The 26,712-nt window shown below is 38.1% G+C and carries 29 protein-coding genes and 1 other annotated feature; of the genes, 1 reads left to right on the top strand and 28 read right to left on the bottom strand.

Features of this window, described 5'->3' with window-relative positions; all coding sequences use genetic code 11:
* Position 1 precedes the first annotated feature (1 nt).
* The 27 genes from ACVBAX_RS01420 to rpsU form a co-directional block, all read right to left on the bottom strand.
* Positions 2-1,117, bottom strand: a complete 1,116-nt coding sequence (locus ACVBAX_RS01420; protein WP_447115600.1) for a Nif3-like dinuclear metal center hexameric protein — start codon at positions 1,115-1,117, stop codon at positions 2-4.
* Positions 1,114-1,824, bottom strand: a complete 711-nt coding sequence (locus ACVBAX_RS01415; protein WP_447115599.1) for a tRNA (adenine(22)-N(1))-methyltransferase — start codon at positions 1,822-1,824, stop codon at positions 1,114-1,116. Before ACVBAX_RS01415 ends, ACVBAX_RS01420 begins: the two co-directional genes overlap by 4 nt.
* A 79-nt stretch (positions 1,825-1,903) precedes the next feature.
* Positions 1,904-2,266, bottom strand: coding sequence for a cytochrome c550 (gene cccA, locus ACVBAX_RS01410; RefSeq protein ID WP_447115598.1), 363 nt, complete (start codon positions 2,264-2,266; stop codon positions 1,904-1,906).
* 177 nt (positions 2,267-2,443) lie between these two features.
* A complete protein-coding gene (locus tag ACVBAX_RS01405) occupies positions 2,444-3,583 on the bottom strand; it encodes an acyl-CoA dehydrogenase family protein (protein ID WP_447115597.1) in 1,140 nt (379 codons plus the stop codon).
* A gap of 102 nt (positions 3,584-3,685) precedes the next feature.
* Entirely contained in the window at positions 3,686-4,213 is a 528-nt protein-coding gene (locus ACVBAX_RS01400) for a hypothetical protein (RefSeq protein WP_447115596.1), read from the bottom strand.
* 77 nt (positions 4,214-4,290) lie between these two features.
* Entirely contained in the window at positions 4,291-5,415 is a 1,125-nt protein-coding gene (gene rpoD, locus ACVBAX_RS01395; protein ID WP_430774838.1) for an RNA polymerase sigma factor RpoD, read from the bottom strand.
* A 33-nt stretch (positions 5,416-5,448) separates the two neighbouring features.
* Positions 5,449-7,263 (bottom strand): DNA primase, encoded by a 1,815-nt coding sequence (gene dnaG, locus ACVBAX_RS01390; RefSeq protein ID WP_447115595.1) that lies wholly within the window; start codon positions 7,261-7,263, stop codon positions 5,449-5,451.
* A gap of 39 nt (positions 7,264-7,302) precedes the next feature.
* The gene (locus ACVBAX_RS01385) at positions 7,303-7,773 is read right to left on the bottom strand and encodes a YaiI/YqxD family protein (protein WP_447116011.1); all 471 of its coding nucleotides are present in this window, start codon (positions 7,771-7,773) and stop codon (positions 7,303-7,305) included.
* A 262-nt stretch (positions 7,774-8,035) separates the two neighbouring features.
* Positions 8,036-8,845: a pyruvate, water dikinase regulatory protein gene (locus tag ACVBAX_RS01380; RefSeq protein WP_119709164.1), complete on the bottom strand. Its 810-nt coding sequence runs from the start codon at positions 8,843-8,845 to the stop codon at positions 8,036-8,038.
* A gap of 65 nt (positions 8,846-8,910) precedes the next feature.
* Positions 8,911-9,543 carry a helix-turn-helix transcriptional regulator gene (locus ACVBAX_RS01375; RefSeq protein ID WP_430774835.1) on the bottom strand — a complete coding sequence of 211 codons (633 nt, stop codon included), beginning with the start codon at positions 9,541-9,543 and terminating at the stop codon, positions 8,911-8,913.
* A 130-nt stretch (positions 9,544-9,673) separates the two neighbouring features.
* Positions 9,674-11,749: a glycine--tRNA ligase subunit beta gene (glyS, locus tag ACVBAX_RS01370; protein WP_447115594.1), complete on the bottom strand. Its 2,076-nt coding sequence runs from the start codon at positions 11,747-11,749 to the stop codon at positions 9,674-9,676.
* A complete protein-coding gene (gene glyQ, locus ACVBAX_RS01365) occupies positions 11,742-12,632 on the bottom strand; it encodes a glycine--tRNA ligase subunit alpha (RefSeq protein ID WP_430774833.1) in 891 nt (296 codons plus the stop codon). Before glyQ ends, glyS begins: the two co-directional genes overlap by 8 nt.
* 80 nt (positions 12,633-12,712) lie before the next feature.
* Positions 12,713-12,891: a binding site (T-box leader), on the bottom strand.
* Positions 12,892-12,937: 46 nt separating this feature from the next.
* Positions 12,938-13,693, bottom strand: a complete 756-nt coding sequence (gene recO, locus ACVBAX_RS01360; RefSeq protein ID WP_447115593.1) for a DNA repair protein RecO — start codon at positions 13,691-13,693, stop codon at positions 12,938-12,940.
* A gap of 29 nt (positions 13,694-13,722) precedes the next feature.
* Positions 13,723-13,866 (bottom strand): YqzL family protein, encoded by a 144-nt coding sequence (locus tag ACVBAX_RS01355; RefSeq protein ID WP_119709169.1) that lies wholly within the window; start codon positions 13,864-13,866, stop codon positions 13,723-13,725.
* A gap of 153 nt (positions 13,867-14,019) precedes the next feature.
* Positions 14,020-14,937, bottom strand: coding sequence for a GTPase Era (gene era / locus ACVBAX_RS01350; RefSeq protein ID WP_430774831.1), 918 nt, complete (start codon positions 14,935-14,937; stop codon positions 14,020-14,022).
* A complete protein-coding gene (locus tag ACVBAX_RS01345) occupies positions 14,930-15,331 on the bottom strand; it encodes a cytidine deaminase (RefSeq protein WP_447115592.1) in 402 nt (133 codons plus the stop codon). The genes era and ACVBAX_RS01345 overlap by 8 nt, the downstream gene beginning before the upstream one ends.
* A 200-nt stretch (positions 15,332-15,531) precedes the next feature.
* A complete protein-coding gene (locus ACVBAX_RS01340; protein ID WP_447115591.1) occupies positions 15,532-15,915 on the bottom strand; it encodes a diacylglycerol kinase family protein in 384 nt (127 codons plus the stop codon).
* A complete protein-coding gene (gene ybeY, locus ACVBAX_RS01335) occupies positions 15,893-16,363 on the bottom strand; it encodes an rRNA maturation RNase YbeY (protein ID WP_447115590.1) in 471 nt (156 codons plus the stop codon). The genes ACVBAX_RS01340 and ybeY overlap by 23 nt, the downstream gene beginning before the upstream one ends.
* The gene (locus tag ACVBAX_RS01330) at positions 16,360-18,540 is read right to left on the bottom strand and encodes an HD family phosphohydrolase (protein ID WP_447115589.1); all 2,181 of its coding nucleotides are present in this window, start codon (positions 18,538-18,540) and stop codon (positions 16,360-16,362) included. The genes ybeY and ACVBAX_RS01330 overlap by 4 nt, the downstream gene beginning before the upstream one ends.
* A gap of 130 nt (positions 18,541-18,670) precedes the next feature.
* Positions 18,671-19,636 (bottom strand): PhoH family protein, encoded by a 966-nt coding sequence (locus ACVBAX_RS01325; protein WP_447115588.1) that lies wholly within the window; start codon positions 19,634-19,636, stop codon positions 18,671-18,673.
* Positions 19,633-20,826: a sporulation protein YqfD gene (gene yqfD / locus ACVBAX_RS01320; protein WP_447115587.1), complete on the bottom strand. Its 1,194-nt coding sequence runs from the start codon at positions 20,824-20,826 to the stop codon at positions 19,633-19,635. Before yqfD ends, ACVBAX_RS01325 begins: the two co-directional genes overlap by 4 nt.
* 41 nt (positions 20,827-20,867) lie before the next feature.
* Positions 20,868-21,152, bottom strand: coding sequence for a sporulation protein YqfC (gene yqfC / locus ACVBAX_RS01315; protein ID WP_119709176.1), 285 nt, complete (start codon positions 21,150-21,152; stop codon positions 20,868-20,870).
* An 81-nt stretch (positions 21,153-21,233) separates the two neighbouring features.
* Entirely contained in the window at positions 21,234-21,728 is a 495-nt protein-coding gene (locus ACVBAX_RS01310) for a hypothetical protein (protein ID WP_447115586.1), read from the bottom strand.
* Positions 21,729-21,765: 37 nt separating this feature from the next.
* Entirely contained in the window at positions 21,766-22,755 is a 990-nt protein-coding gene (floA, locus tag ACVBAX_RS01305) for a flotillin-like protein FloA (RefSeq protein ID WP_430774823.1), read from the bottom strand.
* The gene (locus ACVBAX_RS01300; protein WP_447116010.1) at positions 22,752-24,053 is read right to left on the bottom strand and encodes an NfeD family protein; all 1,302 of its coding nucleotides are present in this window, start codon (positions 24,051-24,053) and stop codon (positions 22,752-22,754) included. Before ACVBAX_RS01300 ends, floA begins: the two co-directional genes overlap by 4 nt.
* A 178-nt stretch (positions 24,054-24,231) precedes the next feature.
* Positions 24,232-24,675 carry a GatB/YqeY domain-containing protein gene (locus tag ACVBAX_RS01295; RefSeq protein ID WP_430774822.1) on the bottom strand — a complete coding sequence of 148 codons (444 nt, stop codon included), beginning with the start codon at positions 24,673-24,675 and terminating at the stop codon, positions 24,232-24,234.
* A gap of 14 nt (positions 24,676-24,689) precedes the next feature.
* Positions 24,690-24,863 (bottom strand): 30S ribosomal protein S21, encoded by a 174-nt coding sequence (gene rpsU, locus ACVBAX_RS01290; RefSeq protein ID WP_019154564.1) that lies wholly within the window; start codon positions 24,861-24,863, stop codon positions 24,690-24,692.
* A 215-nt stretch (positions 24,864-25,078) separates the two neighbouring features.
* Between rpsU and ACVBAX_RS01285 the strand changes: the two genes are divergently transcribed.
* Positions 25,079-26,002, top strand: coding sequence for a Na/Pi symporter (locus ACVBAX_RS01285; protein ID WP_447115585.1), 924 nt, complete (start codon positions 25,079-25,081; stop codon positions 26,000-26,002).
* 28 nt (positions 26,003-26,030) lie between these two features.
* Here ACVBAX_RS01285 and deoC read toward each other — a convergent pair whose 3' ends face one another.
* Complete coding sequence (gene deoC / locus ACVBAX_RS01280; RefSeq protein ID WP_447115584.1) at positions 26,031-26,699, bottom strand: deoxyribose-phosphate aldolase; 669 nt, start codon at positions 26,697-26,699, stop codon at positions 26,031-26,033.
* Between the last annotated feature and the right edge of the window lie 13 nt (positions 26,700-26,712).

Genomic DNA, 26,712 nt, shown 5'->3' with positions numbered 1-26,712 from the left:
TTTACACAAATTGAAACGGGTCTGTATGAATCGTTGAAGCAAAAATATTCACATTATATCCTTTTTGATTACACATCTCAGTAAGCTTTTTTGCCACGCCTTGCTTCATGACCTTTTCTACGTTGTGGCCTGGATCAATGATATTTAGTCCTAACATCATGGCATCATGAGCAACATGGTAATACATATCACCTGTTACGTACACATCAGCACCTTTGAAGCTAGCGGATTGAATATACTTATTCCCATCTCCCCCGAGCACCGCAACCTTTTTTACCTTAGCGTCTAAATCTCCTACGACTCGAACAGCAGGTACATCTAGCACTTCTTTTACAAAATCCGCAAATTCTCGGAGTGTTGTTTCTTGAATTTTCCCTATCTTGCCCAAGCCAAGTGATTTTGACTTATTTTTTAGTGGGTACACATCATAAGCCACTTCGTCATATGGATGTGCTTTAATCATAGCGGAAATGACCTTTTTCTCTAGATGAGCAGGAAAGACTGTTTCTATCCTCACTTCTTCTACCTGTTCAACTTTCCCTATTGTCCCAATGAAAGGATTTGTTCCCTCTAACGGAATAAACTCTCCCTTTCCTTCAGATGAAAAGGAACAGTGAGAGTAACGACCTATTGAACCAGCTCCAGCATCACCTAACGCTTTTTTTAAAGACTCTTCATATCCTATCGAAACGTATACAACCAGTTTGAGTAATTCAGAGTCATAAGTTGGTACTAGAACTTCTGTATTAGTTAATTGAAGGGCTTCTGCCAGTAAATCATTCACCCCACCTTCAGCAACGTCCAGGTTCGTATGTGCAGCATAAACAGCAATATCATGCTTGATTAATTTTTCAATAATTCTACCTGTTGCTGAATCGGTCACAAGCTTTTGAAGTGGTCGATAGATAAGCGGATGATGAGCAATAATTAATTGAACATTATTATGTATGGCTTCATCAACGACTTCTTCAAGTACATCCAAAGCAATCATTACATTTGAAACTTTCATGTTTAGCTTCCCAATTTGCAATCCAATTTTATCCCCTTCTAGTGCTAAATTCTTGGGAGAAAATTGTTCAAAAAGACTAATGATTTCATGTCCATTTACGGTTTTCATCTTCCTAAAACCTCCTTTGTCATTGAAATCTTCTTCTTTAATTCTAATTCCTTTTCTAGTTTTTCTTCCGTCTGTTTTGACTGACCTAATTGATTTAAAATACGTTCCCAGTTATTCCGTTCACCAGTCCACTTTTGAAGAAAAGCTTCATTTTTTTGTTTACTTAAGAAAGGGCCAAACAGTAACTCACATTCAATGTTCTCCGTATAAGCCGATTTGGGATCTCCTTTTTCAGCAACCAATATTTCGTATATTTTTCCGTCCTCTTCTATAATTGCTTCGTCCGTGAGACTCCATCCATTTTCTAATAACCATAATCGAATGGATATAGCACTAATATTTGGTTGAAGGACAAGCCTCTTTACACCGTCAAGTTTACCCTTTCCTTCTTCAAGAATAGTAGCTATCAGCGTGCCACCCATCCCGGCAATCGTTATGCATTCTACTTCACCCGCATCTATTACTTCGAGACCATTTCCTTTTCGTACATTAATTTGATTCGATAACCCTTCCATTTCTACTTGTTTTTTGGCAGATTGAAACGGACCTTCCACGACCTCTCCAGCTATTGCATAAGTCACTTTTCCTGCCTTTACTACATGACAAGGAAGATAAGCATGGTCAGAGCCTATATCAGCTAGTTTTGCACCCTTTGGAATAAAATCAGCAACTGCGCTTAGTCTTTTTGATAATTTTTCAACATTCATTTAGTAACACCATCTCTTTATTTGATTACATACAGTATAAAAAAAGTCCTTCACATATGCAAAGGACTAAAACGCTTACTTATTTAAGTTCCAATAACCAATCAGCCATTGCTTCTTCGTTACCTGCCACTAGACCTCCCGGCATGGAACCTTTACCATTCGTTAGGATATCTTGAATTTCCTCTTTTGAAAGCTTGTCACCCACACCTGTTAATGCAGGACCAACGCCCCCTTGGTATGAATCCCCGTGACATCCAATACAGCCCGCAGTCTTATAAAGATCTTCGGGATTGTTTGAAACTTCTTCTGCCTGTTCTCCACCGTTCTCTTGTTCTGCAGCTAGTTCCTTACTGTCACCTAAGCCTTTAAACGAAAAAAGGAACATCGCAGCAATACCAAGAACCATGATTAAGACAAATGGAATAATCGGATTGCGATTCATGCTTTTCCCTCCCTTATGTAAGTACATCCAAAACTATTTAAATATAGAATGCAAACAATATCTATTTTACTTGAAAATGGGCAGAAGGAAAAGTACTAAAGTAAACTTTGTCACATTATGTTCTCATTTTAGACAAAACCTCACTAGTTTTTGTGAGGTCTGTCATAAACGAAGGAGTTAACAACCAATTTCTCGTGCAATTACCATTCGTTGTATTTCTGAAGTACCTTCACCAATTTCTGTTAACTTTCCATCACGCATATATCGTTCCACATGATAATCCTTCATATACCCGTAACCACCGTGTATTTGTACAGCTTGATCAGTAACTTCCTTACAAATTTCCGATGAGTAAAGCTTACACATGGAAGCTTCCTTTGTAAAGGATCGTCCTTGGTCTTTTAACCAAGCAGCTTTATAAACCATATTTCTAGCAAGTTCAATTTTCATGGCCATGTCTGCAAGCTTAAATTGTATCGCTTGAAAATGGGACAGTGATTTTCCAAATTGCTGCCTTTGCTTTGCATAGCTCAATGCCTTTTCGTAAGCCGCCTGAGCAATCCCTACTGCCATTGCACCTATTCCAATCCTTCCCCCATCAAGAGTGATTAAGAACTGTTTAAAGCCCTCTCCACGCTTTCCTAGTAAGTTATCAACTGGTACTTGAACATCTTCTAATACTAACTCGGTTGTATTAGAGGCATGAAGCCCCATCTTTTCATAGTTGCTGATAACCTGGAAGCCAGGGGAATTCGTTGGGACAATAATAGCACTAATTTCTTTTTTCCCGTTTTGTTCACCAGTTACTGCGGTAATTGCTAAATGCTTTGCATAGCTTGCATTCGTAATATAACATTTATTACCATTTATAACAAACTTCCCATCTTTCTCATTCGCTCTCGTCTTTGTACCTCCTGCATCAGAACCAGCATTGGGTTCGGTTAGCCCAAACGCTCCAAAGGATTCACCTGTACAAATCGGAATTAAATATTTTTTCTTTTGGTCTTCTGTACCAAACAAATGGAGTGGAGCCCCCCCCAGCGATATATGGGCTGAGTAAGTAATTCCAGTAGACGCACATGCTCTACTTAGCTCCTCTGTAACTAAGGCAAAGCTTATTGTATCTGCTCCCCCACCACCGTATTCTTCTGGAAATGGAAGCCCCATTAAACCTAATTCAGCAAGTTTTTTAAACACCTCATGCGGGAACTGCTTTTGAAGGTCTCTTTCAAGCGCACCTGGTGCAACCTCTTCATTAGCAAATTCTCTAATTGTTCGAAGGATCATGCTTTGTTCTGATGTTAAATCAAAATTCACGTTTTTCTCCTCCTTAAACCTAAAAATGAAATCGCTTTCATATTTATTATAAAAGGAGTTGAATAATTTTCTCAACATTTTAAATTTTATAATAAATAATCATTATATAAATATAGACCCAATTAGTAATAGCAGTCCTAGTATAGAAGAAATAATAAAGGACAATAATTTTGCTTTTCTACCAATGATAAACCAAGCTATACAGTTTAAAGTTATGATTGTATAGAGGCTTACACCACTATTAGGAAAAACATAAGTGACATAATCTACTGAGCATAACAGCGCCACGAGGGCTGTCGAAATCATTGGCACAATAAAGTCTGTCGCTTTTCTAAAAAAATAAAAACTAGCTCCAAATCCAAAAATTAGCAATAAAGCAAAAAGAGTCATTTGCAAAAAGAAAGATAATTCAGTAAAATATATAAATATACCAATCGGAATCAGTAGCAATGTCGTATAAGGGAGGAAAAGCTTCCTCTTGGTGCTTCTTTTTCCAATTTTCGTTCCGTTAACTTGTTCACCTTCAGTATATAAAGCTAATAAAAAATTGCAATATTGTTCTGGTAACAGCTTCGTTTCTTTCCAATAATAAATTTCTTTAACAATGATTTCTTTCCGATTATGACTCATACATTGTCCTTTCTGTTGCTGAACATAAAAATAGTTTACCTCTATTGTAAGAAGTAAACTATTTTTAGACAATCATTTTATTCTAAGAAATCCTTCAAACGCTTGCTACGGCTAGGGTGTCTTAACTTCCTTAACGCTTTTGCTTCAATTTGTCTGATACGTTCTCTTGTGACACCAAACACTTTTCCAACTTCTTCTAAAGTTCTTGTGCGGCCATCATCAAGTCCAAAACGTAGTCGTAATACGTTTTCTTCACGGTCGGTTAAAGTATCAAGAACATCTTCAAGCTGTTCTTTTAACAGCTCATATGCAGCATGCTCTGAAGGTGATGTAGCATCCTGATCCTCAATGAAATCACCTAAATGTGAGTCATCTTCTTCACCAATTGGTGTTTCTAATGAGACTGGTTCTTGAGCAATTTTTAAGATTTCACGAACCTTATCCGGAGTTAAATCCATATCTTCCCCAATTTCTTCTGGAGTTGGTTCACGTCCAAGATCCTGAAGTAACTGGCGTTGAACACGAATTAATTTATTGATGGTTTCCACCATATGAACGGGGATACGAATGGTTCTTGCTTGGTCAGCAATCGCACGAGTAATAGCTTGTCGTATCCACCAAGTAGCATACGTACTAAATTTAAAGCCTTTGCGATAATCAAACTTTTCAACCGCTTTAATTAATCCCATGTTACCTTCTTGAATCAAATCAAGAAACAACATGCCGCGACCAACATAACGTTTTGCAATACTAACCACAAGACGTAGGTTAGCTTCTGCTAAACGACGCTTAGCTTCTTCATCACCTTGTTCGATACGGTTAGCGAGCTCAATTTCCTCTTCGGCAGACAATAGGTCTACTCGACCTATCTCTTTTAAGTACATTCGAACCGGGTCATTGATTTTCACTCCTGGTGGTACGCTTAGATCATTTAAATCAAATTCTTCTTCACCTTTAGCAAGCTCTTGTACATTAGGATCTCCGTCTTCGGATTCTCCAACTAGTTCTACACCTTGCTCACCTAAAAATTCATAAAACTCATCCATTTGATCAGAGTCTACATCAAAATTAGCTAATTTCTCTGCAATATCATCATAGGCTAGAACCCCTGTTTTTTTTCCAACCTCTGTTAACTGGTCTTTTACTTGTTCTAGGGTCAAATCTGAATCAACCTCTTTTGAACGGGCCGATTTTTCAGCCATATGTACCCCTCCTTCCAAAGTCAAACAACAATCTCAAGCTTTTAATGTTTTGCGCAATTGGATAATTTCCATCGCAATCGCAGCTGCCTTACCATGATCCTTTTGTCTCTCTGCTTCTTTCTCTTCTGCTTCTTTTTCTTTTATTTTTAACATCTTTTGATAATTAAACACCTGCTTAATGTAATCGGAAAGCTCCTGGTCACTTATTTCCTCACCAATAGACATCATTCCAATATCTGCTACAGTACGTCTAAGCTTTTCATCTTTTATATATGTTAGGAAATCACTCGGGTTTGGTTGGAATCCCTTTTCATAGTAACCATACAAGTATGTTATGATTGCTTGATGTTCATCAATATTAAAGGGAATACCGTTTAACAAATCCTGCACTTTATATGCTATGTCAGAATCCTTCAACATATAAGCTATTAAACGTCTTTCTGCAGTTTCATAAGCCGGTCTTAGGTTGGAAGAATGTTTGATTACCACATCTTGATTTCTTTTTTGAACATATTGCGCACGATTTCCCTTTTTGTTCGCAAAGAAAAATTGCTTTTGTTGTTGCTTTAATGCATCGAGTGAAAGGGAAAACTCACTTGCCAACTGTCTCAAATAGTGATCTCGTTCTACTACCTTCTCTAGTTGGCTTATTTCCTTTAATACTTCTTCGATATATTGGAGGCGAATTCCTTCATTATTTAAATCCTTTCCTCTTCTTAAATATCGCAGTTTAAAATTCATTAATGTAACACTTGCAGAGATAATTTCGTTTTGAAATTTCTCTTCACCATTTTGGCGAATATAATCATCTGGGTCCATTCCATCTGGCAATATTGCCACACGTACCTGAATCCCAGCTGAATGAAGAAGCTGACTAGCACGGTGAGCCGCTTCAATACCAGCATTGTCTCCATCGTAACAAATCGTTACTGCTTCAGCACTCCGCCTGATTGATACGATATGATCGTCTGTCAATGATGTTCCCATGGTTGCAACTCCATTGAGTACACCTGATCGATCGGCAGCTATTACATCAGCAAACCCCTCAAATAATACGATTTGATTCGTTTTTTTAATGCTTGCCCTCGCTTGGTGAAAATTATATAAAATTTTACTTTTGTTAAAAATTGCTGTTTCAGGACTATTTAAATATTTTGGCTCATCAGCCCCTAATGATCTTCCTGAAAACGCAATTGTATTGCCTTTGTGGTCTAATATAGGAAACATTATGCGGTCTCTGAAGCGATCAAAATAAGTTCCATCACGTTCACGTTTAATAACTAGCCCTGCCCTTTCCATCACTTCAGGGGGATAATTACGTTTCGATAAGAATTTGTAAACAAAATCCCACGAATTTAATGAATAGCCTATTTGAAATTTAGCAATCGCTTCATTAGTAAAGCCTCTCGATAAAAGGTACTCAAGTGCATGTTGACCGTCTTTTGTGTTTACGAGCAAATGATGATAGAATTTACGTAATAAATCGTGAGCATCAATCATCTGCTGAAAATCATTCGGGATCGTCCTAGAATTTGTGTAAGATGACGATTCGATATGTAGTTCAACATTTCCTTTTTCAGCTAGTTTAACAGCCGCTTCTATAAATGAGACACCTTCTTGTTCCATTAAGAAAGAAAATGCATTTCCACCTGCTCCACATCCGAAACAATGATAAATTTGCTTATCGGGAGAAACGGAGAAGGAAGGAGAATTTTCTCCATGAAACGGACAAAGTCCAAAATAATTCCGACCTTGTTTTTTCAGCTGAACATAGTCGCTAACCACGTCCACTATATCAACCGCCTGGCGAATTTCATTAATTTTATCCTCAGGGATACGTTCTGCCATGAAAACAACTCCAGGTATTAGTGAGTAATTCGCGATAAATTATAGATTTCCTGCAAATTTCGACAAAATGCTATAAAAATTTTTCGCAAAATCATCTCGGTCATTTTGACCAAAACGTTTGGGTCCTTTCGAGTGTACCCCTTGTCGCCTAGCTTTCGCGGCAAGATACCTCATATCAAGAGCAAGATTAATATCTTTCTCTTCGTATACATTTCCCCTTGGAGAAAGTACATAAACACCTTTATTCACGAGTGTAGAAGCTAACCCGATGTCTTGGGTGACTACAAAGTCTCCTTTATTCACATGGTTCATGATATATAAGTCAACTTCCTCCTTACCCGTATCGACATATTTCCATGTTCCTGCAGCTTCTGTGGTACTCATATGATTATAAGATGCAACAAAAATTACTTCCAATGAAAAATTCGACGCAATTTCGACAATTTCCTGCTTCACTGGACAGGAATCTGCATCAACTAGAACCTTTGGTAAACCTAATGTACTATTAATTCTACATCACTCCATATATTCCTTCTTATTTCGAGGAATAACTTAGTGGAAAAGCGTTTGTCGAATTTTTTTCGGACGAGAATCTTGACTTCTGACAATAAATAGTTTATTCGTTCATAGTGAAGTCTAAACCTAATCTGATACATTTTTATCACAATTTTTTATTATAGTATATAAAAGTCTATTTTTCCATCACTTTTTGTGATACCTTTCCAAACAATAAAAAGAAATAGCACATCATTTTATGCGCTATTTCTTTTTTTTATCCTCTTTTTAAGTAACGGTTTAAAATGACATTAGCTGTTTCTTCAACAGCTTTGTTGGTTACATCGATCACATGACATCCAATTCTTGAGACAATTTTATCAAAATACTCAATTTCTTCTTTAATCCGTTCGATATTCGCGTAGCTTGCTCTGTCATTTAAACCTAAAGAAAGAAGTCTTTCACGCCTAATATTATTTAGTTTTTCTGGACTTATTTTTAATCCGAAACATTTCTCTGAAGGTACTTTAAACAATTCCTCTGGAGGATCAACCTCTGGAACAAGTGGAACATTCGCCACTTTAATACGTTTATGAGCCAGGTACTGTGACAATGGGGTTTTTGAGGTTCTTGAAACACCCACTAAGACGATATCTGCCTTTAAAATCCCCCTCGGGTCTCGACCATCATCATACTTAACGGCAAATTCAATTGCTTCCACCTTTTTAAAATAATCCTCATCGAGCTTCCTAACCAAACCCGGTTCAAATAATGGTTGTTTGCCACAAATATCTTGAATTTGGTCAATCAAAGGACCTATAATATCACAAGCATATATTCCTTCTGCCTTCGCTGTATCCCTCATATACTCGCGCATATCTGGCTTAACAAGTGTATAGGCAACCATCCCACCGTCTAATTTCACAAGTGAAATCACTTCGTCAATATTGGATTTATCCTCTACATATGGAAACCTTTTGATTGTGACTTCTTGTCCATCAAATTGGCTTATCGCTGCTTTTGTCACGAGCTCTGCAGTTTCTCCTACAGAATCAGATACCACGTAGACGATTGGCATTTTCCCCATACTTCCTCATCTCCTACATCATTTGTAATAATATTATGCGAATCGAGTAATTCCGTTTTCGGTCGTTAATTTCCTTCTGCTAAGGCAACAAACGCCTTTGTTAAATTTGTTTTAGTGATTCTGCCAAGTACTTCGAAACCTCTTTCCGATTCTCTAACCACAGGCAATGCATCAATCTGCTTATCAATTAATTTATGCGCCACATCAATGAGAAGATCGTCTTTTCCGCACATCGTTACATTAGGCATTCTTGTCATGATGATATGCACCGGTAATGTGGTTAGTTCCTGCTTTCCAATACTTGCTCTTAACAGATCTTTCCTCGACAATACGCCTGTGAGCAAGGAAGATTGATCGACAACAAATAATGTCCCAACATCTTCGAGAAACATAGTACAGATCGCATCGTAAACAGAAACGTTTTCGTTCACAACTACAGGAATAGACTGATAATCCTTCACAAAGAGTTTCTTTAAGTTCTCAGTTAATAATTGAGTGCCTGATTTCCCTGTGTAAAAATAACCTACCCGCGGCCGTGCATCCAAATATCCAGCCATGGTTAATATAGCTAGATCTGGTCGAAGTGTAGCTCTCGTTAAATTGAGTCGTTCTGCAATATGCTCTCCCGTTATCGGCCCATTTTCCTTTACAATTTGTAAAATATGCTCTTGCCGTTTATTTAGCTCGATTGTACTCACCACCTATTTGCCCTTTAGGCTCATATGTATGTCATACTTATATAAAATTATTATATACTATCTCTCTTAAATGAAAAGACATAAGGATAAAAAGAGCCTTCACCATTTAGAAGGCCCTCTTTAAAAAAGATTATTTTGTTACAATTTCCTTTACGTTTGCAAAGCTAATAATCAATTCTGCCAACTGTGACATTAATGCTAAACGGTTGTTTTTCAACGCTTGATTCTCTGCCATGACCATTGTATGGTCAAAGAAGTCGTTGATTGCTTCTTGTAAAGATGCAAGTTTGTCGAAAAACTCTTCCTCACTAGCTTCACTTGATGCTAATGCAGATTTTACACCACGATATTGATTATATAGTGCCGTCTCGTACTGGTTTTCAAACAGGGATTCATTGATTTCCGCATGTTCCACCGCTTTGTTCGAGATGGTAAGCACACGGCTAAGAGCTTCAACCGTCTCTTTAAAACCACTAGCATCTTTTTTCGTTTGTAAAACAAAAGCCTTTTTAACAAGTGTAGGTAAAGCTGTAATATTCTTTTCTAATACAGCATCAATGATATCATAGCGAATACTTTGTTCTTGTAAATAATGCTTTAAGCGAAGCTTGAAGAAAGTTACAAGCTCAAGTAGTAACTCCTCTTCACCTTTTTCTCCAATTCCCTTTTCCTTAATGGAAAGGATAGAGAGACGTAGAAGATCAGTTAGTGAGACATTCCATTCTTTATTGATTAAGATTTGAACAATTCCAGACGCTTGTCTTCTTAATGCGTACGGATCCTGTGAGCCGCTTGGGATATTGCCAATTGCAAAAAATGAGACAATCGTATCTAATTTCTCTGCTAAGGCAAGAAGTGCCCCACTATTTGATTTTGGCGTAGAGTCTTCCGCGTTTCTTGGCATGTAGTGTTCATTAATGGCAACAGCAACATCTTCAGATTCACCCTTTTGTCTAGCATACTTCTCACCCATGAAACCTTGAAGTTCTGGGAATTCATATACCATATGAGTGACTAAATCAAACTTACTGATTTCAGCCGCACGATCCGCTGTCTTTTTATCATCCTCATTAAAGGTTAATAACTCTGCTAACTGATTGGTTAGTGAACGAACTCGTGCAACCTTCTCAGAAAGGGTACCAATTTCCTCATGATATACAATGGAGGCAAGCTTAGCGAGAGCGTCGGAAATATGCATTTTTTGATCTTCTCTATAGAAAAAGGCTGCATCTGATAGTCTCGCTCTAAGAACCTTCTCATTTCCCTTTGCTACTGTCTCAAGATGCATATGATCTCCATTTCTTACTGTAACAAAGAATGGCAAAAGTGTTCCGTCCTTTTTCTTAACAGGGAAATATCGCTGATGCTCTTTCATAGATGTGATAAGAACTTCTTCGGGTAGCTCTAGAAATTCTTCCTCAAATCTTCCAAATAAAGCGGTTGGATATTCAACTAGATTCGTTACTTCCTCTAATAATTCCTCATCGACAGGAATCGCCCAGCCTTGCTCTTCTTCTAACTTAGAAATTTGTAACAGGATTGCGTCCTTTCTTTCTTCTGCATTTGCAATAACAAATTCACCTAAAAGCTTAGTTACATACTCTTCTGGAGTACCGATTTTCACTTCTTTCCCTAAGAAACGATGCCCGTTTGTAAGGTTGCTTGTCGATACATTCGTGATGGTAAATGGGATAATCTCTGTTCCATATATAGCAAGTAACCATTTGATTGGACGGATATATTTTAGTGTTTCATTTGCCCAACGCATATTTTTAGGGAATGATAGTCCGGTAATAATATGTTCTATCTCCGGAAGTATTTCTTTTGTCGCTTGCCCTTTTGTAAACTTTCGAACATGAGCGTACTCGACCCCATTAATCTCTTTGAAATATATATCCTCAACCGACATTCCTTGACCTCTAGTAAATCCTACAGCTGCTTTCGACCAATTCCCTTCATGGTCAACTGCTATCTTTTTAGCAGGTCCTTTTGCCTCTTCCTCAACATCCTCTTGGCTAGTACTTACACCGTAAGCAATGACCGCTAGACGTCTTGGAGTAGAAAAATGAGTGATGGAATCAAATGAAATCTTTTTCTCTTTTAGCCAGTTCTCTATTTTTGATGTTAATTGTTCAATTGACCCTGTCACAAAACGAGCTGGCATCTCTTCAAGCCCGATTTCAAGTAATAAATCTTGCTTATTCATGAGTATCTTCCCCCTTTTGCTGTAGAATTGGGAATCCTAACTTTTCTCTCTCTTCATAGAACGTTTTAGCTATCTTTCTTGCTAGGTTTCTACAACGACCGATAAAACCAGTACGTTCAGTAACAGAAATAGCGCCTCTCGCATCTAGAAGATTGAATACATGAGAGCATTTTAAAACATAGTCATAAGCAGGATGAACAAGCCCTTCGTTCATTTGACGGTGTGCTTCTTTTTCATAAATGTTAAACAGATTAAAAAGCATTTCAGGATCTGATGTTTCAAAAGTATATTTTGAGTGCTCATATTCAGGCTGTAAGAAAATATCACGAACGGTAAATCCGTTGGTCCACTCTAGGTCAAATACATTTTCCTTTTCTTGAATATACGAAGCAAGGCGCTCGATTCCATAAGTTATTTCAACTGAAACAGGCTTACACTCAAGTCCCCCTACCTGTTGGAAATACGTGAATTGCGTTATTTCCATACCATCTAACCATACTTCCCAACCAAGTCCTGCACAACCAAGCGATGGGTTTTCCCAATTATCTTCTACAAAACGAATATCGTGTTGAAGAGGATCAATTCCCAGCGCCTTCAACGAATCAAGATAAATTTCCTGTATATTGTCAGGAGAAGGCTTCATAATCACTTGGAATTGGTGATGTTGGTACAAGCGATTAGGGTTTTCTCCGTATCTTCCGTCGGCTGGTCGTCTTGACGGTTCCACATACGCCACATTCCATGGTTCAGGTCCAATAGCACGTAAGAACGTATAAGGACTCATAGTTCCCGCACCCTTTTCCACATCGTAAGCTTGCATTAGAATACATCCTTGATCAGACCAATGCTTTTGCAAAGTTAAAATCATGTCTTGAATATTCATCGTACACCTCCAAAATTTATCGCATAAGAGATGATCGTTTTTTGGCAAACAAAAAACTCCCGTCTCCTATGCCTTTTGAGCATAGGGACGAGAGTTACCCGCGGTTCCACCCTATTTGCTGACTTTAAAGAACGTCAGCCACCTTATTCCGTCATTGCTCGGGAACGCCCTTCCTTAACACTCTATTCCTAGCTTTCACCGTCCTAGGATCGCTTATAAGTAGAGAAAGTTAAGTACTCCTTTCCTTCAACGCAAATATTAAATTTAATTTGAATCTTAGCTGAAACAAAGGTCGTTGTCAACTCTTAAAAATCTTTACTTCCTAATTGGCTAATCTGATTTAGAAATTTTTTCGTTTTTAAATGTAAACCAGAGTATTCATCATAATAGGCATTAATAATTTTTTTTAGCTCATCCTTTGTTTCTTGCTTCACAGATATATTTCCTAACCTACTCATATCAATAAAATAAAATAAACGAAGTAGTTTTACTGTTGATTGTGAGATTTTATAGTGATATGGATCCTTTTCCAAACAGCGATGACAGATAAATCCGCCCTCTCTGATTGAAAATGAAAAATGACCGTCTGTACTTCCACAAACGGCACATTGATTTAGGACGGGATACAACCCTAATGTATTCAACATTTTCACTTCAAAAATATGAACAATAATTTCCGGGTCATAGCCTTCGTTAATATAATTTAGCGTTTGATATAGCATCTCAAATAAAAATGGATTTGCCTTTTTTTCGTCAGTACTTTTATCTGTTAGATCAATGACGTAACTTGCATAAGCAGTTAGGAAAATATCCTCCTTGATTGAGCGCATGGAGGAAAGCATTTCTCCCTGCTGCAAACTCCCCAGACCGCTACTCGTCTGCACTAGGAATTGACCGTATGTAAAAAGCTGAGTGATGGCAGCTAAACGGCTGTTTGGTTTTTTGGCGCCGCGAGCCATCACCCCAATTTTCCCCCATTCGCGTGTGAATAGAGTGACTATTTTATTTGTTTCACCATAATGATTTGTTCGAATGACGATGCCTTCGCATTTTTGAAACATCTAGAACACCATCCTAGTACGAGACAAACCTAGAGATATGGAAATTCAACCTCTGCTAGCTCATCATCCTGATTCCCGGGTATGTCTTGATTCTCCTTCTCTAACTCCTTAAAGAGCAGATAAGTGTCAATGTTACCTGTTTGCGAAAAAACTTTCCAGGTAAAATCCATCATCAAAAACCCCCACCTTTCAAATAGTTGACTAGCAATAAATCCAAATCGTTACCATTATCATAGCCTTGTCTACCAAAAATAATGAGTCGAAAATATTGTTAATAAAAAAGGTGCATAAACTAGAAAGATGAATAATAATCTAAAAATGGTAAATCAATATTCGTCCTCACGGAACCCAAAATCTCTAAGTTGGGACATTTTGTTGCGCCAATCCTTCTGAACCTTAACCCATAATTCTAAAAATACTTTTGTTCCCAATAAGTTCTCAATATCCTGCCTTGCACGTTTTCCAACTTCCTTTAACATGCTACCTTGTTTACCAATAACAATTCCTTTTTGTGAATCACGTTCTACAATAATTGTTGCCATAACGTGTACAACATCTTTGTCTTCTAGGCGTTCCATTTTCTCAATAACAACCGCTAATGAATGAGGAATTTCCTCTCTTGTTAAATGCAATGCCTTCTCACGTATTAGCTCTGACACAATAAATCTTTCTGGATGATCTGTTACTTGGTCGGCTGGATAATATTGAGGTCCTTCAGGTATATATTTCTTAATCACATCAAGCAATACCTCTAGGTTGTTCCCTTCAAGTGCAGAGATGGGAATGATTTCAGCAAAAGGATACTTTTCTTTATACGACACGATAATTTCCATGAGTTGGTCAGGATGAACAAGGTCAATTTTGTTAATCACGAGGAATACAGGTGTTTTAATTGATTGGAATTTATCTAAAATAAACTCTTCACCACGACCAAAACCTTCTTCTGCATTCACCATAAAAAGTACAATATCGACTTCTTTTAATGTGTTTTGAGCAACCTTCATCATAAAGTCCCCAAGCTTATGCTTTGGCTTATGAATCCCTGGTGTATCAATAAATACTAATTGTGCATCATTGGTTGTTAGTACACCTTGTACTTTGTTTCTTGTAGTTTGTGGTTTATCACTCATAATAGCGATTTTTTGTCCGATTACACGATTGAGGAACGTTGATTTCCCCACATTTGGACGGCCGATGATTGAGATAAACCCTGATTTGTGCTCTTGCTTTTGATTATTACTCATTTAAATCCTCCGGTGAAAATGCTCCTGGTAGTAATTCTGCGACGGTTAATTCTTGTGTATCGCCTTTTAAATTTGTTAAAATGACTTTCATGTCTTTAGGACATAACTCTGAAATAACTTGACGACATGCTCCACATGGAGAGACAGGACCTTCTGTATCTGCCACCACGGCAAGCATTTCAAACTGACGATCTCCCCCAGCATAGGCACTGAAAAATGCAGTTCTCTCCGCACAATTGGTCATGCTAAAAGCAGCATTTTCTACATTACACCCATGATATACTTTTCCATCAGTCGTTAAGAGGGCAGCCCCAACTTGGAACTTCGAATATGGTACATAGGCTTTTTGTCTTGCAATTTTCGCTTCATTAATTAATGTTTCTTCCTTGCTCAAATTAATACTTCCTTTCAAGGAGACTGCATACTCCTATTTTACCCTATTTTGTTCTGCATTTCAGCGATTGTAGCAAAATTGTAATAAAGAAGATTGAATTTTCTAAATATTAATCAATTTCTTCAATTGTTTCCCTATTTTACTCTTTCTTGAATGCGATTTCAAATAAAAATGGAACCGAAAATAGGTTCGGTCCCCCTTTACCATAGCCTTGGTATAAAAATAATCAATCCAATAATGATACTCACAATGGAATATATAAAAACTGCCGCCGCAGCCATATCCTTTGCTTTTTTTGCTAGTGGATGATATTCCGCTGTCACTAAATCAACAAGATTTTCTATACTCGAATTAATTAGTTCTAAGGAGATCACTCCACCAATTAATATGAGGAGAAACAACCACTCAACTTTAGAAACTTCTAGAAAAAAGCCAAGTAAGACAACTAAAATTGTAAAGAAAAGATGAATTTTCATATTCCTCTCCTCTTTTACTGCCTTACTAAACCCGGATAGGGCATGCCGGAAAGAGTATAGGACATGTTTCGTTTTATACTTACTTTTATCGTTCGAGCCCGTACTCATCTAATATACTCCGTTGAAGATCAAACATTTCCTTTTCTTCGGCTTCTGTCTCATGATCATAACCTAATAAATGAAGAAAACCATGAACAGCTAAAAATCCTAATTCACGCTCAACAGAATGCCCGTAATCAGTAGCTTGCTCTCGAGCTTTATCAATTGAGATAATGATATCTCCTAGTACTCTTGGCATGTTTGCACCGCTTATTTGAATTTCTCCCTCTCCGAGTTCCTCTAAGGCGAAAGAGATTACATCTGTTGGCATATCTTTTCCTCTATATTCACGGTTAATTTCCTGAATACGGTTATTATTAACAAATGTAACGGATAACTCACAAGGGTCTGTTATTTGAAGTTTTTTTTGAGCTAAATTTAATAAGTCTTCAATTTGCTCAATCGCGTTTTCTCCCATTTCATTTGTTTCATCTAAAAAATCGATACTTAAGTTCATGCTTGTTTCACCTTCTGTTTCGTAATTTCTGGATATTCAATTCGAGAATGGAAGATCCCCTTTAACGTTTCACATAGTGTATTTGAGATGATTTCCATTTCCTTGAGTGTTAAGTCACATTCATTCAGCTGCCCATCCTGTAAACGATCTGCAATAATACTTTTAACCAAGTTTTCTATTTGCTCAGGATTAGGATGCTGCATAGACCGAACGGCTGCCTCCACACTATCGGCTATTCCGATGATGGCAATTTCCTTGTTTTGAGCTTTTGGTCCAGGATAACGATAATCCTCTTCTCGCACTTCATTGCCATTTTGTTTTGCCTTGTGGTAAAAGAACTTGAGTAAAGTAGTTCCATGATGTTGCTCAGCAATATCAACAATTTCTTTAGGCATTTTGTATTGTTTTAGTAGCTCAGCACCATCTGTAGCATGTGCCACAATAATATTTTTGCTAGTTTGTGGCGGCAAGCGATCATGAGGATTTTCAATATTCATTTGATTTTCAATAAAAAATTGCGGTCTCTTTGTTTTCCCAATATCGTGATAATAACATCCTACCCTTGCTAATAAGCCGTTTGCACCGATTGCCTCGCAAGCTGACTCGGCAAGATTTGCTACCATAATGGAATGATGATACGTTCCAGGTGCCTCCGTAAGTATTTTTCTAAGAAGCGGATGATTAGGATTTGATAATTCAATCAATCTCATCGTCGAAAGGATTCCAAATCCAGCCTCAAAAAACGGAAGAAGTCCGATGGTTAGAATCGCGGCAATTATTCCCGATGTAAAGGCACCACCAAAATAAAACGTATATTCCTTTGCATTATAGTGACCATTGTTAATAAATAACAAAGCAAAAATAATGATGATATTTATTAAAGATACAAACATTCCCGCCTGTAAAATTTTCATTCGCTGATTTTGTTTACTTAAAAACATAATGCTCGCTAAACCACTACAAATGATGTAGATACCAATATTTACATTGAGTGAGCTTGTAATATTTTCACTAAACAAAATGGTTCCACAAAGCGCTAAAATAATGGTTGTTAAGATCGCGAGTCTATCGTCCACCAAAATTTTAATTAACATGGCTGCCATAGCAGCAGGAAATAAATAACCTAAATCTGAAAACTCAAATTGTTGAAGGAGACTAATTCCTTTTAACATCACGATTGAAAGAATAAAGATAATGCTAAACAAAAGCAAGTAATTTTGCTTCATATCTCCACTCACTTTGAGTTCATGGAAGTAATAATACAGAGCAATTACCATTACTATAACAAGAAGTGCTAATCCGATAAAAGGCAGTGTTGATTGCTGATTGTCTGTGAGGCCGACAAGCTCTAACTGACGGAAGACTTCTCTACTAATCAGTTGATTCTCCTCAACAATTATTTGCCCTTGTAATATCTTTACTGGCTCAACACTTTCCTTCGCCTGTTCTCTTAACTCCTGAGTAGCCTCTAAATCAAAAAATTCATTTTGAACAACCGCATATCGTCCTAATTCTATTACAGCTGATTTTAATTGACTGCTCATGGAAGTTAGTTTCAGTTCTTCTTCTACAAGCCTCTTACTATTTTCCACTTCATCTGCTGGAATTCTTCGGTTCATAACCGTATTTATAGCGGTTATTGCCACATCCTTAGCAACGGATAACTCTTCCTTGGAGGATGAGACAAGTGCTAGCAAGACAGAATCGGAAATACTTCTTGTGACTTCCTCTGTTAGCTTGCCCTTCATCTTGTCGACTACTTCCTTGTCTGAGGGAGTACTCCCTGCATTCCCACCTTCTAGTCCCTGAGCAGTTCCTGTTGAAGCGTTTACTTGGTCTTGCAGTTCCTTCTTCACTTCCGAGGCAGCATCGAAGATTGAGGTAATTAAATCGACACGATTCTCATTTGTTTCCTTTTTCATATAATAGACATCTTGAACACTGTCTTCAGCTTCTTCTCTCTTTTTTTCAGTACTCTCTTTATCAGAGATCGTTACTGGAGATCTTACTGTTTGATTCGCAATGGAAAACAAGCGTAAATCCATTTTTTCTGGCTTAACATTGGTAAACATGGAGGCATAAAGGATTAAGCCAAGGACGAGGAATAACAAGACCCGAAATATTCGTAGATCCAGTAGGCCTCTAATTTTCATCAACTGTTGTTGAATCTTTTCCACTATGACTCTCCTCCAATTCTTATCATTAAACAAAATAACTGCCACATATGTAAAATGATAACAGTTTTTTAGGGAAGATGCATCTTTTTCAAAAAACAAGAAAAAACCGTTCGATTTCAGCTCGAACGGTTTACTCATTAGATTGCTTTTCGTACGCTTGAATGATTCGACCTACCAGAGGGTGTCTAACCACATCGCTTTGTTCTAAATGAATAATGGAAATTCCCTTTACTGAAGTTAGGATGGACTCTGCCGTAATCAAACCCGATTTTACACCTTTTGGTAGGTCAATTTGTGTTTGATCACCGGTAATGACCATTTTAGAGCCGAAACCAAGTCGTGTTAAGAACATTTTCATCTGTGCCTGTGTTGTGTTTTGTGCTTCATCTAAAATAACAAAGGCATCATCTAAGGTTCTTCCCCTCATATAGGCTAGAGGAGCAATTTCTATCGTTCCTCGTTCAATCATACGCTGTGTATGCTCTGTTCCTAAGATATCATGAAGTGCATCATATAGCGGACGTAAATACGGGTCAACCTTTTCTTTTAAGTCCCCTGGTAAAAATCCAAGACTTTCTCCTGCTTCGACTGCTGGTCTTGTTAAGATAATTCGTTTTACATTTCCATTTTTCAAGGCATTCACTGCCATAACCACAGCTAAATATGTTTTTCCCGTACCTGCTGGACCAATACCAAAAACGAGATCATGCTTCTTCATCGCCGTTAAATACTGCTGCTGACCGAGAGTTTTCACTCTTATTGACTTGCCTTTGGCATTTTTCGCAATTTCTTCTTCATATATGTCCTTAAAGTACTCTAATGTACCTTTCTTAGACATTTGAATGGCATACATACAATCTCGTCCGCTAATATTAATGCCTTTTCTAATAACATACAATAAATTACTGATAATGTTTGTAACCGTCTCAACATTTTCAGTTGAGCCCGACACACTTACGGTTCCGCCTCTGGTTACAATCGATACACCCAATTCCTGCTCAATCATTTTAATATTTGCATCAGCATTACCTAATAGAGCGATGGCTTCATTTGGATTTTCGAGATTTACACTAATCGTTTTTAGTTCTTCTGTCATTCCGAGTCTCCTTGAGTAATTGGTTGAGGTTCTGCAATATTTTCAATAACTTGAAAATGAATAATTAAGTTAACTTTACCATTCTTGACCAATTGGCGCAAAACTTTTTCCCCTTTTATTTTAGCATCTTCAGGTAGGAGACTTTTTATATCTTTTCTAGCCATTTCTCTTGCGACAGTATATGCTTGTTTTTCCGTATATACCCTTGTCTCATTTTCACTTTCACGAATCGTGGATTGTTGGTAAGAAATCGGCAAATTCCATTTTAGGAATTTAATGGGCTTCGTATTTTCCTCTGTTACCGATTGTTTGTACTCAACCTTCCCAAACCCCCAAATAGGAATATTAAATCCACCTATAGTTATTGTATGTTTTCTTACTTCATTTCCCGTGTACACTTGAAAGTTCGTTGACAAAGGAAGTTCAACCTCTGTCCAATACCAAGTTTCACCTAAAACTTCTCCCCTTGCCGGTACGAGCTGCTCCTCTCCTTCTCTTCCAATTGTCCCTGATACTAAAATTTCCCCTGGAGAAACGACTTCATTGAGCGAAACCAAGGTTTTTCCTTCTTCAACAAAATAATCAACAACCGTTGCTTTCTTTTTTGCTACTAAATTTTGAGGGCCGTATTCCTTTTGTTTTTCAGGTTCGTTTTTTTCAACTACCTGTAGATGGTAGGTTGTCCCCTGTAACTCCACTCCTATCCATGTTAATTCATCCATACTGTCTGTAATCGACTTTTGAATCGCATCTGGGGTACCTAATGACCACTGAAATTTACCCTTTTTCACTCCTATTTCATCTAGGGTTTTACGAATCTTATATTCTGTTGCCGGGTCTGCTCCTTTAATTTCGATTCCCCATACCATGTTTGAAAGCAAGGTAATGACAATAAAAAAAAGAAAGGCACCGATAAAGAAACCAATATTTTTTATGGCTCTTTTCATCAGAAAAGGAAGGCCTGTCCGTCGCTGGAACTCAATTTTACAGCCTGAGTTCCTAACAACCTTCCTAATTTTGTGGGCATCCTCCACTTTTATTTCAAAGCTCATGGCGTTTACGCCATGACGCTTTACTCTCCAGATTGAAACCTGCTCTCTTGTTAGCGTGTTAATAAATCTTTCAAGGCCTTTTCCTGTCACCTTTACAGATACAATTCCCGTATAGTAGTAAATCCATTGGTTCTTCATATTCTGCCTCCTTACCTTTCAGACGAAATCAATTAAAACTCTTATTCTTCAAGATAAATAACGTGTTCAATTTTCCCTTCGAGTAGAATCTCCTCTGGAAGTATCGTCTTAATGACAAATGCCTTGCCCTTTATTAACAACTGCCCTTGCTTTAAAAGCAGTCTTAGTTCTTTCTCTGAGAAAGTGAGTAAGCCACGGTGGTTCTCAATATAGATGTGGATTTGACCAATCATAGTAATGCGGGGTAAATCCATCATGACATCTTGTGGAAGATCCATTGTTTGGGTCATCCAGTTTCTTACACGTTGCCCCCACCTTTTAGCCATAAAAAAAGAACCCCCTTTCATCTCATATTTATGAAATGAATGGGGGTTCTAGCACTACTTTTTCAGCAATTCTGCCATGTTTTAGTAGTGTGAATTCGTTCTTTTTCGATGATAACCCTGTTTTGCTTTAGGTGGGCCCAAAATTTCTGACCAAATAACCGCATCCCTTAATGTCTGGCTAGATACACGGAGGTCATGATCTGTTTTAGCAGCCGGTTCCACTCTCGTCTGCTGATTTAATCGACCCGTCGATTGACGGTCCACCTTCTTGACTGGAGTGGACTGTTGTTCTCGATAAGGATTTTTTACTTCTTGCGCTCGATTGGTGCTCAAGCTTTGTGTTACTACAGGTTCTTTCTTTTCTCCTCGTGGACGTTCAAACTTTTGTTGAATTTCTCCAAAATCAAAGTCGATGAAAGGTTTTGGTTTCTCTGTTGTTTGTCCAGGGAGAAAAGGCTTTGGCTGTTTACCCTTTTGACGGTCGTCTTCCCCCGTGCCCTTCATCTGTTTATAGAAGGAGGAAATAATCCCGATCAATACAACTAAGATAAAGGGATTTTCCAATAGAAATTGCAAAGATGGACACCTCCTTGCTTTACGTTAAGTAACCGTATTATTTTTTATCTGTATTTCCGTCTGGTTTGCCAATAGAATCTCTCATACTCGTGTCAGCCGCAATATTTTGGATATTTAAATAATCCATGACACCAATTTTCCCAGAAGTTAACGCCTCTGACATGGCAAGTGGTACCTTTGCTTCTGCTTCTACTACTTTTGCTCTCATTTCTTCAACGCGTGCTTTCATTTCCTGTTCCTGAGCTACCGCCATCGCTCTGCGTTCCTCTGCTTTTGCTTGAGCGATCTTTTTATCTGCTTCCGCTTGTTCTGTTTGTAATTCAGCACCAATATTCTTTCCGATATCAACATCCGCAATATCAATCGACAGAATTTCAAATGCCGTACCCGCGTCTAATCCTTTTGACAAGACAGTTTGTGAGATCATATCTGGATTTTCTAACACTTTTTTATGATTGTCAGAGGAACCAATTGTGGAAACAATTCCTTCCCCAACACGGGCGACAATCGTTTCTTCACCAGCACCACCGACTAAACGTTCAATATTGGCACGCACGGTAATTCTCGCTTTTGCTTTTACCTCAATTCCATCCATAGCAACCCCAGCGATAAATGGAGTTTCAATTACCTTAGGATTTACGCTCATCTGTACAGCCTCTAATACATCACGACCCGCTAAATCAATCGCAGCCGCTCGTTCGAAAGACAATTCAATATTCGCACGATGTGCAGCAATCAATGCATTAACCACTCTATCTACATTACCACCCGCTAAGTAATGGCTTTCTAGCTGATTAGTTGTAACATCCAAACCAGCTTTATGTGCCTTAATTAATGGATTGATTACTCTACTAGGGATAACTCGACGTAATCTCATTCCAATCAGTGTAAAAATGCTTACTTTAACGCCTGCAGCAAGGGCTGAAATCCAGAGCATAACCGGTACAAATGTAAGCAAAACAGATAATAAAACAATTCCTAATACAACTAAAACAAGTACAAATATTGTTCCAGATCCTAAAATCATTCTTCTTCCTCCTTAGACAATGGTTCATTTATCTCTCTGACAACAATTCTAGCTCCTTCAGATTTCACTATCTTTACTCTCTTATCTTTTCCAATAAAACTACCCTCACTAACGACATCAATGCGCTCATCATCTAAAACAATAGTACCTGCTGGACGTAATGCCGTGAGTGTGATTCCCACTTTCCCTACGATCTCCGGACGATTTTTATTTGAAACGTAACCGGCTTCGCTTTTTGTGGAGTCAGTTAGAATAATCCTTCTAAAGAATTTCATCTTTTTACCAAACACCTTTACCATTAAGATCGATGCTAATACAGAAACACTCAATGCAATAAGTATCGAGATTCCCATATGAACAACATTATCCGTGGCTAGAAACAAACTTGCTAAAATAGCCGCTAGACCAAAAATACCTGCAATTCCGCCAGGTAAAAACAACTCCAACAATATGAGTCCAATTCCTATGACAAATAAGATTAAAGTTTCAAAGCCAGCTAATCCTGCCACTAAATGTCCGTAGAAGAATAGTAGCAACGATGAAAGTCCCATAAATCCTGGGATCCCAAATCCTGGTGAGTATAACTCAAGAATTAGTCCAAGACTGCCAATCGATAGCAATATAGGAACAACAACAGGATGTGTGATGAAACGCGCGATTTTTTCTGCAAAGCTCTCTTCTACAGCTATAAGCTTGGCGCCAGATAAATCAAGTACTGAAAGTAAATCCTCTAAGCTAGTAACAGTCCCTTCTGAATATCCCACTTCCTCCGCCTGATCGGCAGTCAATGTTAACAACTTTCCAGTTGGTGCCCCATACTCAGGTAAGTCTACATTACGATCAGCCATTGCTTGTGCATAGATGGGATCCCGTCCACTTTGTTCTGCCGCCGCTTTCATGGCACTTAACCAGTAGGATTGCGCTTTTTCATCAGCAGCATTTCCTGCTTGATCAATGACAGCAGCCGAACCAATCGTTCCACTTGGCACCATATAAATCTCATCCATATTAAGCGAAATATACGCTCCTGCTGATAACGCTTGATTGTCAACAAACGCAATGGTTTTTATACTCGTCGCCGACAGTAATTGGCCAATTTTCCCTGCCGCATCAACAGCGCCTCCTGGTGTATTGATTGTAAAAATAATTGCTTTTGCATTTTCTTCTTCAGCCTCTTTTACAGCTCGCGATAAGAAGGCGTACAGACCTTTCTCAACGGTTTCTTCCACAGGCACTACATATACAGCTTCGCCTTGTGCTCCTCCTTTAAGCGGAAGGATCGACAATAAGCCAACCATAAAAAAAGAAATGACCATGATCCATCGACAAAGCTTCACCCATTTCCCTCCTTCCTCCCTTGACGCATAGTATGTATACGGATGATCCTACAAAAGGTTTCAAAACATAGTTAGTTTCTTTATTAAAAGTATATGTAAAAAGACTGCAGTATACCCTGCAGTCTTTAAAGCATGTTTATTATGAAAGGTGTTGTTGTACAAGTTTATTAACAAGTGATCCATCAGCCTTGCCTTTTACTTTAGGCATTAGTACTGCCATCACTTTTCCCATCTCAGCCTTTGTAGAAGCACCTGTTTCTAATATCGCCGCTTTCACTATATCGGAAAGTTCCTCTTCCGTTAGCTGTTTTGGCATATATTCGACTATATACGATAATTCAGTACGTAGTTTCTCAACTAGGTCATCACGACCTGCTTTTTCAAATTCATGGAGGGAATCCTTGCGTTGCTTTACTTCGCGAGAAAGGACAGTTAACTCTTCGTCTCCGGATAATTCCTGGCCAGTTTTAATAGCTTCATTTTGCAACGAAGCTTTGACCATCCGAATAACGGAAAGTTTATCTTTTTCTTTGTTTTTCATCGCTTGCTTCATATCATTATTTAAACGCTCGAGAAGACTCATTTACACACCCTCTCTTACCACTTACGTTTTCTAGCAGCTTCAGACTTTTTCTTACGCTTAACGCTAGGCTTTTCGTAGAATTCGCGCTTTCTAGCTTCTTGTATAGTACCTGACTTAGATACAGTACGTTTGAAGCGACGAAGAGCATCTTCAAGCGATTCGTTTTTACGAACAACGGTTTTAGACATTCTCTTTCCCTCCCTCCGAACACAACACACTTACAACAAACAACATGGAAATTCCATGTACTTTGCAATTATAATATAACAGTGATACAAGGTCAACTGTAATTCGACTAGCTATCGTCCATTTATGAATAAAACTTTAAAATATCATATTTTCTTACGTATACTTAGCATGTCCCACATCCCTTTGCAATAAAGATGTAAAAGGAGGGAATCGCATGTTAAGTGTACTTTTATTCTGTATCTTTATTGCATTATTTATTTTTGGTATGACCATTTTGCGCACAGGACTATTTAACTTATCCGCAGATTCACTTAAAAAATGGCTTGTAAAATTAACCGATCGTACATGGAAAGGTTTGTTAGCATCCATTATCATTACAGGAGCTCTACAAAGTAGCTCAGCTGTCATGGTCATGACGATTGGATTGATTTCTGCTGGACTGTTAACATTTCGCCAATCTATTGGTATTATACTTGGCACCAATATTGGAACAACCTTTACAACTGAATTTATTACATTCCAAATCGACTCTTTTCTTGTACCCATGGCTATTTCAGGAGCCTTACTTATTTTCATGAAAAATAAAAATGCAAATGCATTTGGCTTGATACTACTGGGAATGGCAACGGTTTTTTCAGCTATGAGTGGCTTCAAATATCTAGCTAAACCCTTATCTAGTCTACCAATCATTCAACAATTAATCATTGATATGAATGAAAGCAACTTACTTAGTGTTGGTGTGGGGGCTATTATTACAGCTCTTATCCACTCAAGCTCTGCAACGACAGGTATTATTATGGGGTTCCTGTCAAGTCAGTTACTTACGATTGGTGCTGGTATAGCCGTCATGCTTGGAGCTAATATTGGAACCTGTGTAACTGGATATGTGGCTAGTATCGGCGGAGGAAAAGAGGCTCGTCTGTGTGCATATTCACATATATGGTTAAATGTAATCGGGGTGATTGCCTTTTTCCCATTCATCGCATATCTTTCAAGCATAGCAGGTCGCCTAGCTCAAGAGCCCGATGTACAATTAGCTCATATTAGCGTCCTGTTTAACGTCATCTCTTCTCTACTTGTCCTTCCATTTGCCAGCCACTTTGCAACATTTGTTACGAGATTACATGGTAAAAAATAAAAACATGCCAATTGGCATGTTTTTATTTTTAATAATCACTATTTGAAACTAAACCTTTTACAATAGCAATGCCTGAGCTAGCTCCAATACGAGTTGCACCAGCTTCAATCATATTTTTTGCGTCTTCCGCGCTTCTTACTCCACCTGAGGCCTTCACACCAATGGTAGGACCAACTGTCTTGCGCATAAGTGCAATATCAGCAACCGTTGCTCCACCAGCCCCAAAACCTGTAGATGTTTTTACAAAATCAGTTCCTGCACTTACAGCTAGTTGACATGCACGAACCTTTTCCTCTTCTGTTAAAAGAGATGTTTCAATAATTACCTTTGTTAAAGCTCTACCTTTTGCAGCGTTAACAACAGCTTGAATATCTTTTTCTACCAAAGAGTCATCTCCATTTTTTAGAGCACCGATATTGATAACCATATCTACCTCGGTTGCACCATTTTCAATGGCGTTCGTTGTTTCAAATGCCTTTGTTTCTGGTGTATTGGCTCCCAATGGAAAACCGATGACCGTACAAACATCCACACCCGTTCCCTTTAATAATTCACTAGCATATGCCACCCACGTTGGGTTCACACATACAGAAGCAAATTGATATTCCTTTGCTTCTGCACATAATTGTTCAATTTGGTCTTTTGTTGCTTCAGCTTTTAGCAAAGTGTGATCAATCATTTTCGCGATTTCTTTCATCGTAAACACTCCA

Source organism: Robertmurraya sp. GLU-23, from assembly GCF_052983275.1.
This window is presented reverse-complemented; position numbering and strand designations above follow the sequence as displayed.

Excerpts from the sequence above, each read along its gene's own strand:
- ACVBAX_RS01420 (WP_447115600.1), bottom strand. The coding sequence starts at position 1,117 with ATGAAAACCGTAAATGGACATGAAATCATTAGTCTTTTTGAACAATTT.
- ACVBAX_RS01295 (WP_430774822.1), bottom strand. The coding sequence starts at position 24,675 with ATGAGTCTTCTCGAGCGTTTAAATAATGATATGAAGCAAGCGATGAAA.
- ACVBAX_RS01300 (WP_447116010.1), bottom strand. The coding sequence starts at position 24,053 with ATGGTTGGCTTATTGTCGATCCTTCCGCTTAAAGGAGGAGCACAAGGC.
- recO (WP_447115593.1), bottom strand. The coding sequence starts at position 13,693 with ATGTTTCAAAAATGCGAAGGCATCGTCATTCGAACAAATCATTATGGT.
- cccA (WP_447115598.1), bottom strand. The coding sequence starts at position 2,266 with ATGAATCGCAATCCGATTATTCCATTTGTCTTAATCATGGTTCTTGGT.
- rpsU (WP_019154564.1), bottom strand. The coding sequence starts at position 24,863 with ATGTCTAAAACCGTTGTTCGTAAAAACGAATCGCTTGAAGATGCTCTT.
- era (WP_430774831.1), bottom strand. The coding sequence starts at position 14,937 with ATGAGTAATAATCAAAAGCAAGAGCACAAATCAGGGTTTATCTCAATC.
- ACVBAX_RS01340 (WP_447115591.1), bottom strand. The coding sequence starts at position 15,915 with ATGAGTACGGGCTCGAACGATAAAAGTAAGTATAAAACGAAACATGTC.
- dnaG (WP_447115595.1), bottom strand. The coding sequence starts at position 7,263 with ATGGCAGAACGTATCCCTGAGGATAAAATTAATGAAATTCGCCAGGCG.
- ACVBAX_RS01355 (WP_119709169.1), bottom strand. The coding sequence starts at position 13,866 with ATGATGGATTTTACCTGGAAAGTTTTTTCGCAAACAGGTAACATTGAC.
- floA (WP_430774823.1), bottom strand. The coding sequence starts at position 22,755 with ATGATTTTAGGATCTGGAACAATATTTGTACTTGTTTTAGTTGTATTA.
- ACVBAX_RS01400 (WP_447115596.1), bottom strand. The coding sequence starts at position 4,213 with ATGAGTCATAATCGGAAAGAAATCATTGTTAAAGAAATTTATTATTGG.
- yqfC (WP_119709176.1), bottom strand. The coding sequence starts at position 21,152 with ATGGCTAAAAGGTGGGGGCAACGTGTAAGAAACTGGATGACCCAAACA.
- rpoD (WP_430774838.1), bottom strand. The coding sequence starts at position 5,415 with ATGGCTGAAAAATCGGCCCGTTCAAAAGAGGTTGATTCAGATTTGACC.
- ACVBAX_RS01325 (WP_447115588.1), bottom strand. The coding sequence starts at position 19,636 with ATGACAGAAGAACTAAAAACGATTAGTGTAAATCTCGAAAATCCAAAT.
- deoC (WP_447115584.1), bottom strand. The coding sequence starts at position 26,699 with ATGAAAGAAATCGCGAAAATGATTGATCACACTTTGCTAAAAGCTGAA.
- ybeY (WP_447115590.1), bottom strand. The coding sequence starts at position 16,363 with ATGAACTTAAGTATCGATTTTTTAGATGAAACAAATGAAATGGGAGAA.
- ACVBAX_RS01415 (WP_447115599.1), bottom strand. The coding sequence starts at position 1,824 with ATGAATGTTGAAAAATTATCAAAAAGACTAAGCGCAGTTGCTGATTTT.
- glyQ (WP_430774833.1), bottom strand. The coding sequence starts at position 12,632 with ATGAATATTCAAGACATGATTTTAACTTTGCAAAAGCATTGGTCTGAT.
- ACVBAX_RS01380 (WP_119709164.1), bottom strand. The coding sequence starts at position 8,845 with ATGGGGAAAATGCCAATCGTCTACGTGGTATCTGATTCTGTAGGAGAA.
- glyS (WP_447115594.1), bottom strand. The coding sequence starts at position 11,749 with ATGAATAAGCAAGATTTATTACTTGAAATCGGGCTTGAAGAGATGCCA.
- ACVBAX_RS01285 (WP_447115585.1), top strand. The coding sequence starts at position 25,079 with ATGTTAAGTGTACTTTTATTCTGTATCTTTATTGCATTATTTATTTTT.
- yqfD (WP_447115587.1), bottom strand. The coding sequence starts at position 20,826 with ATGAAGAACCAATGGATTTACTACTATACGGGAATTGTATCTGTAAAG.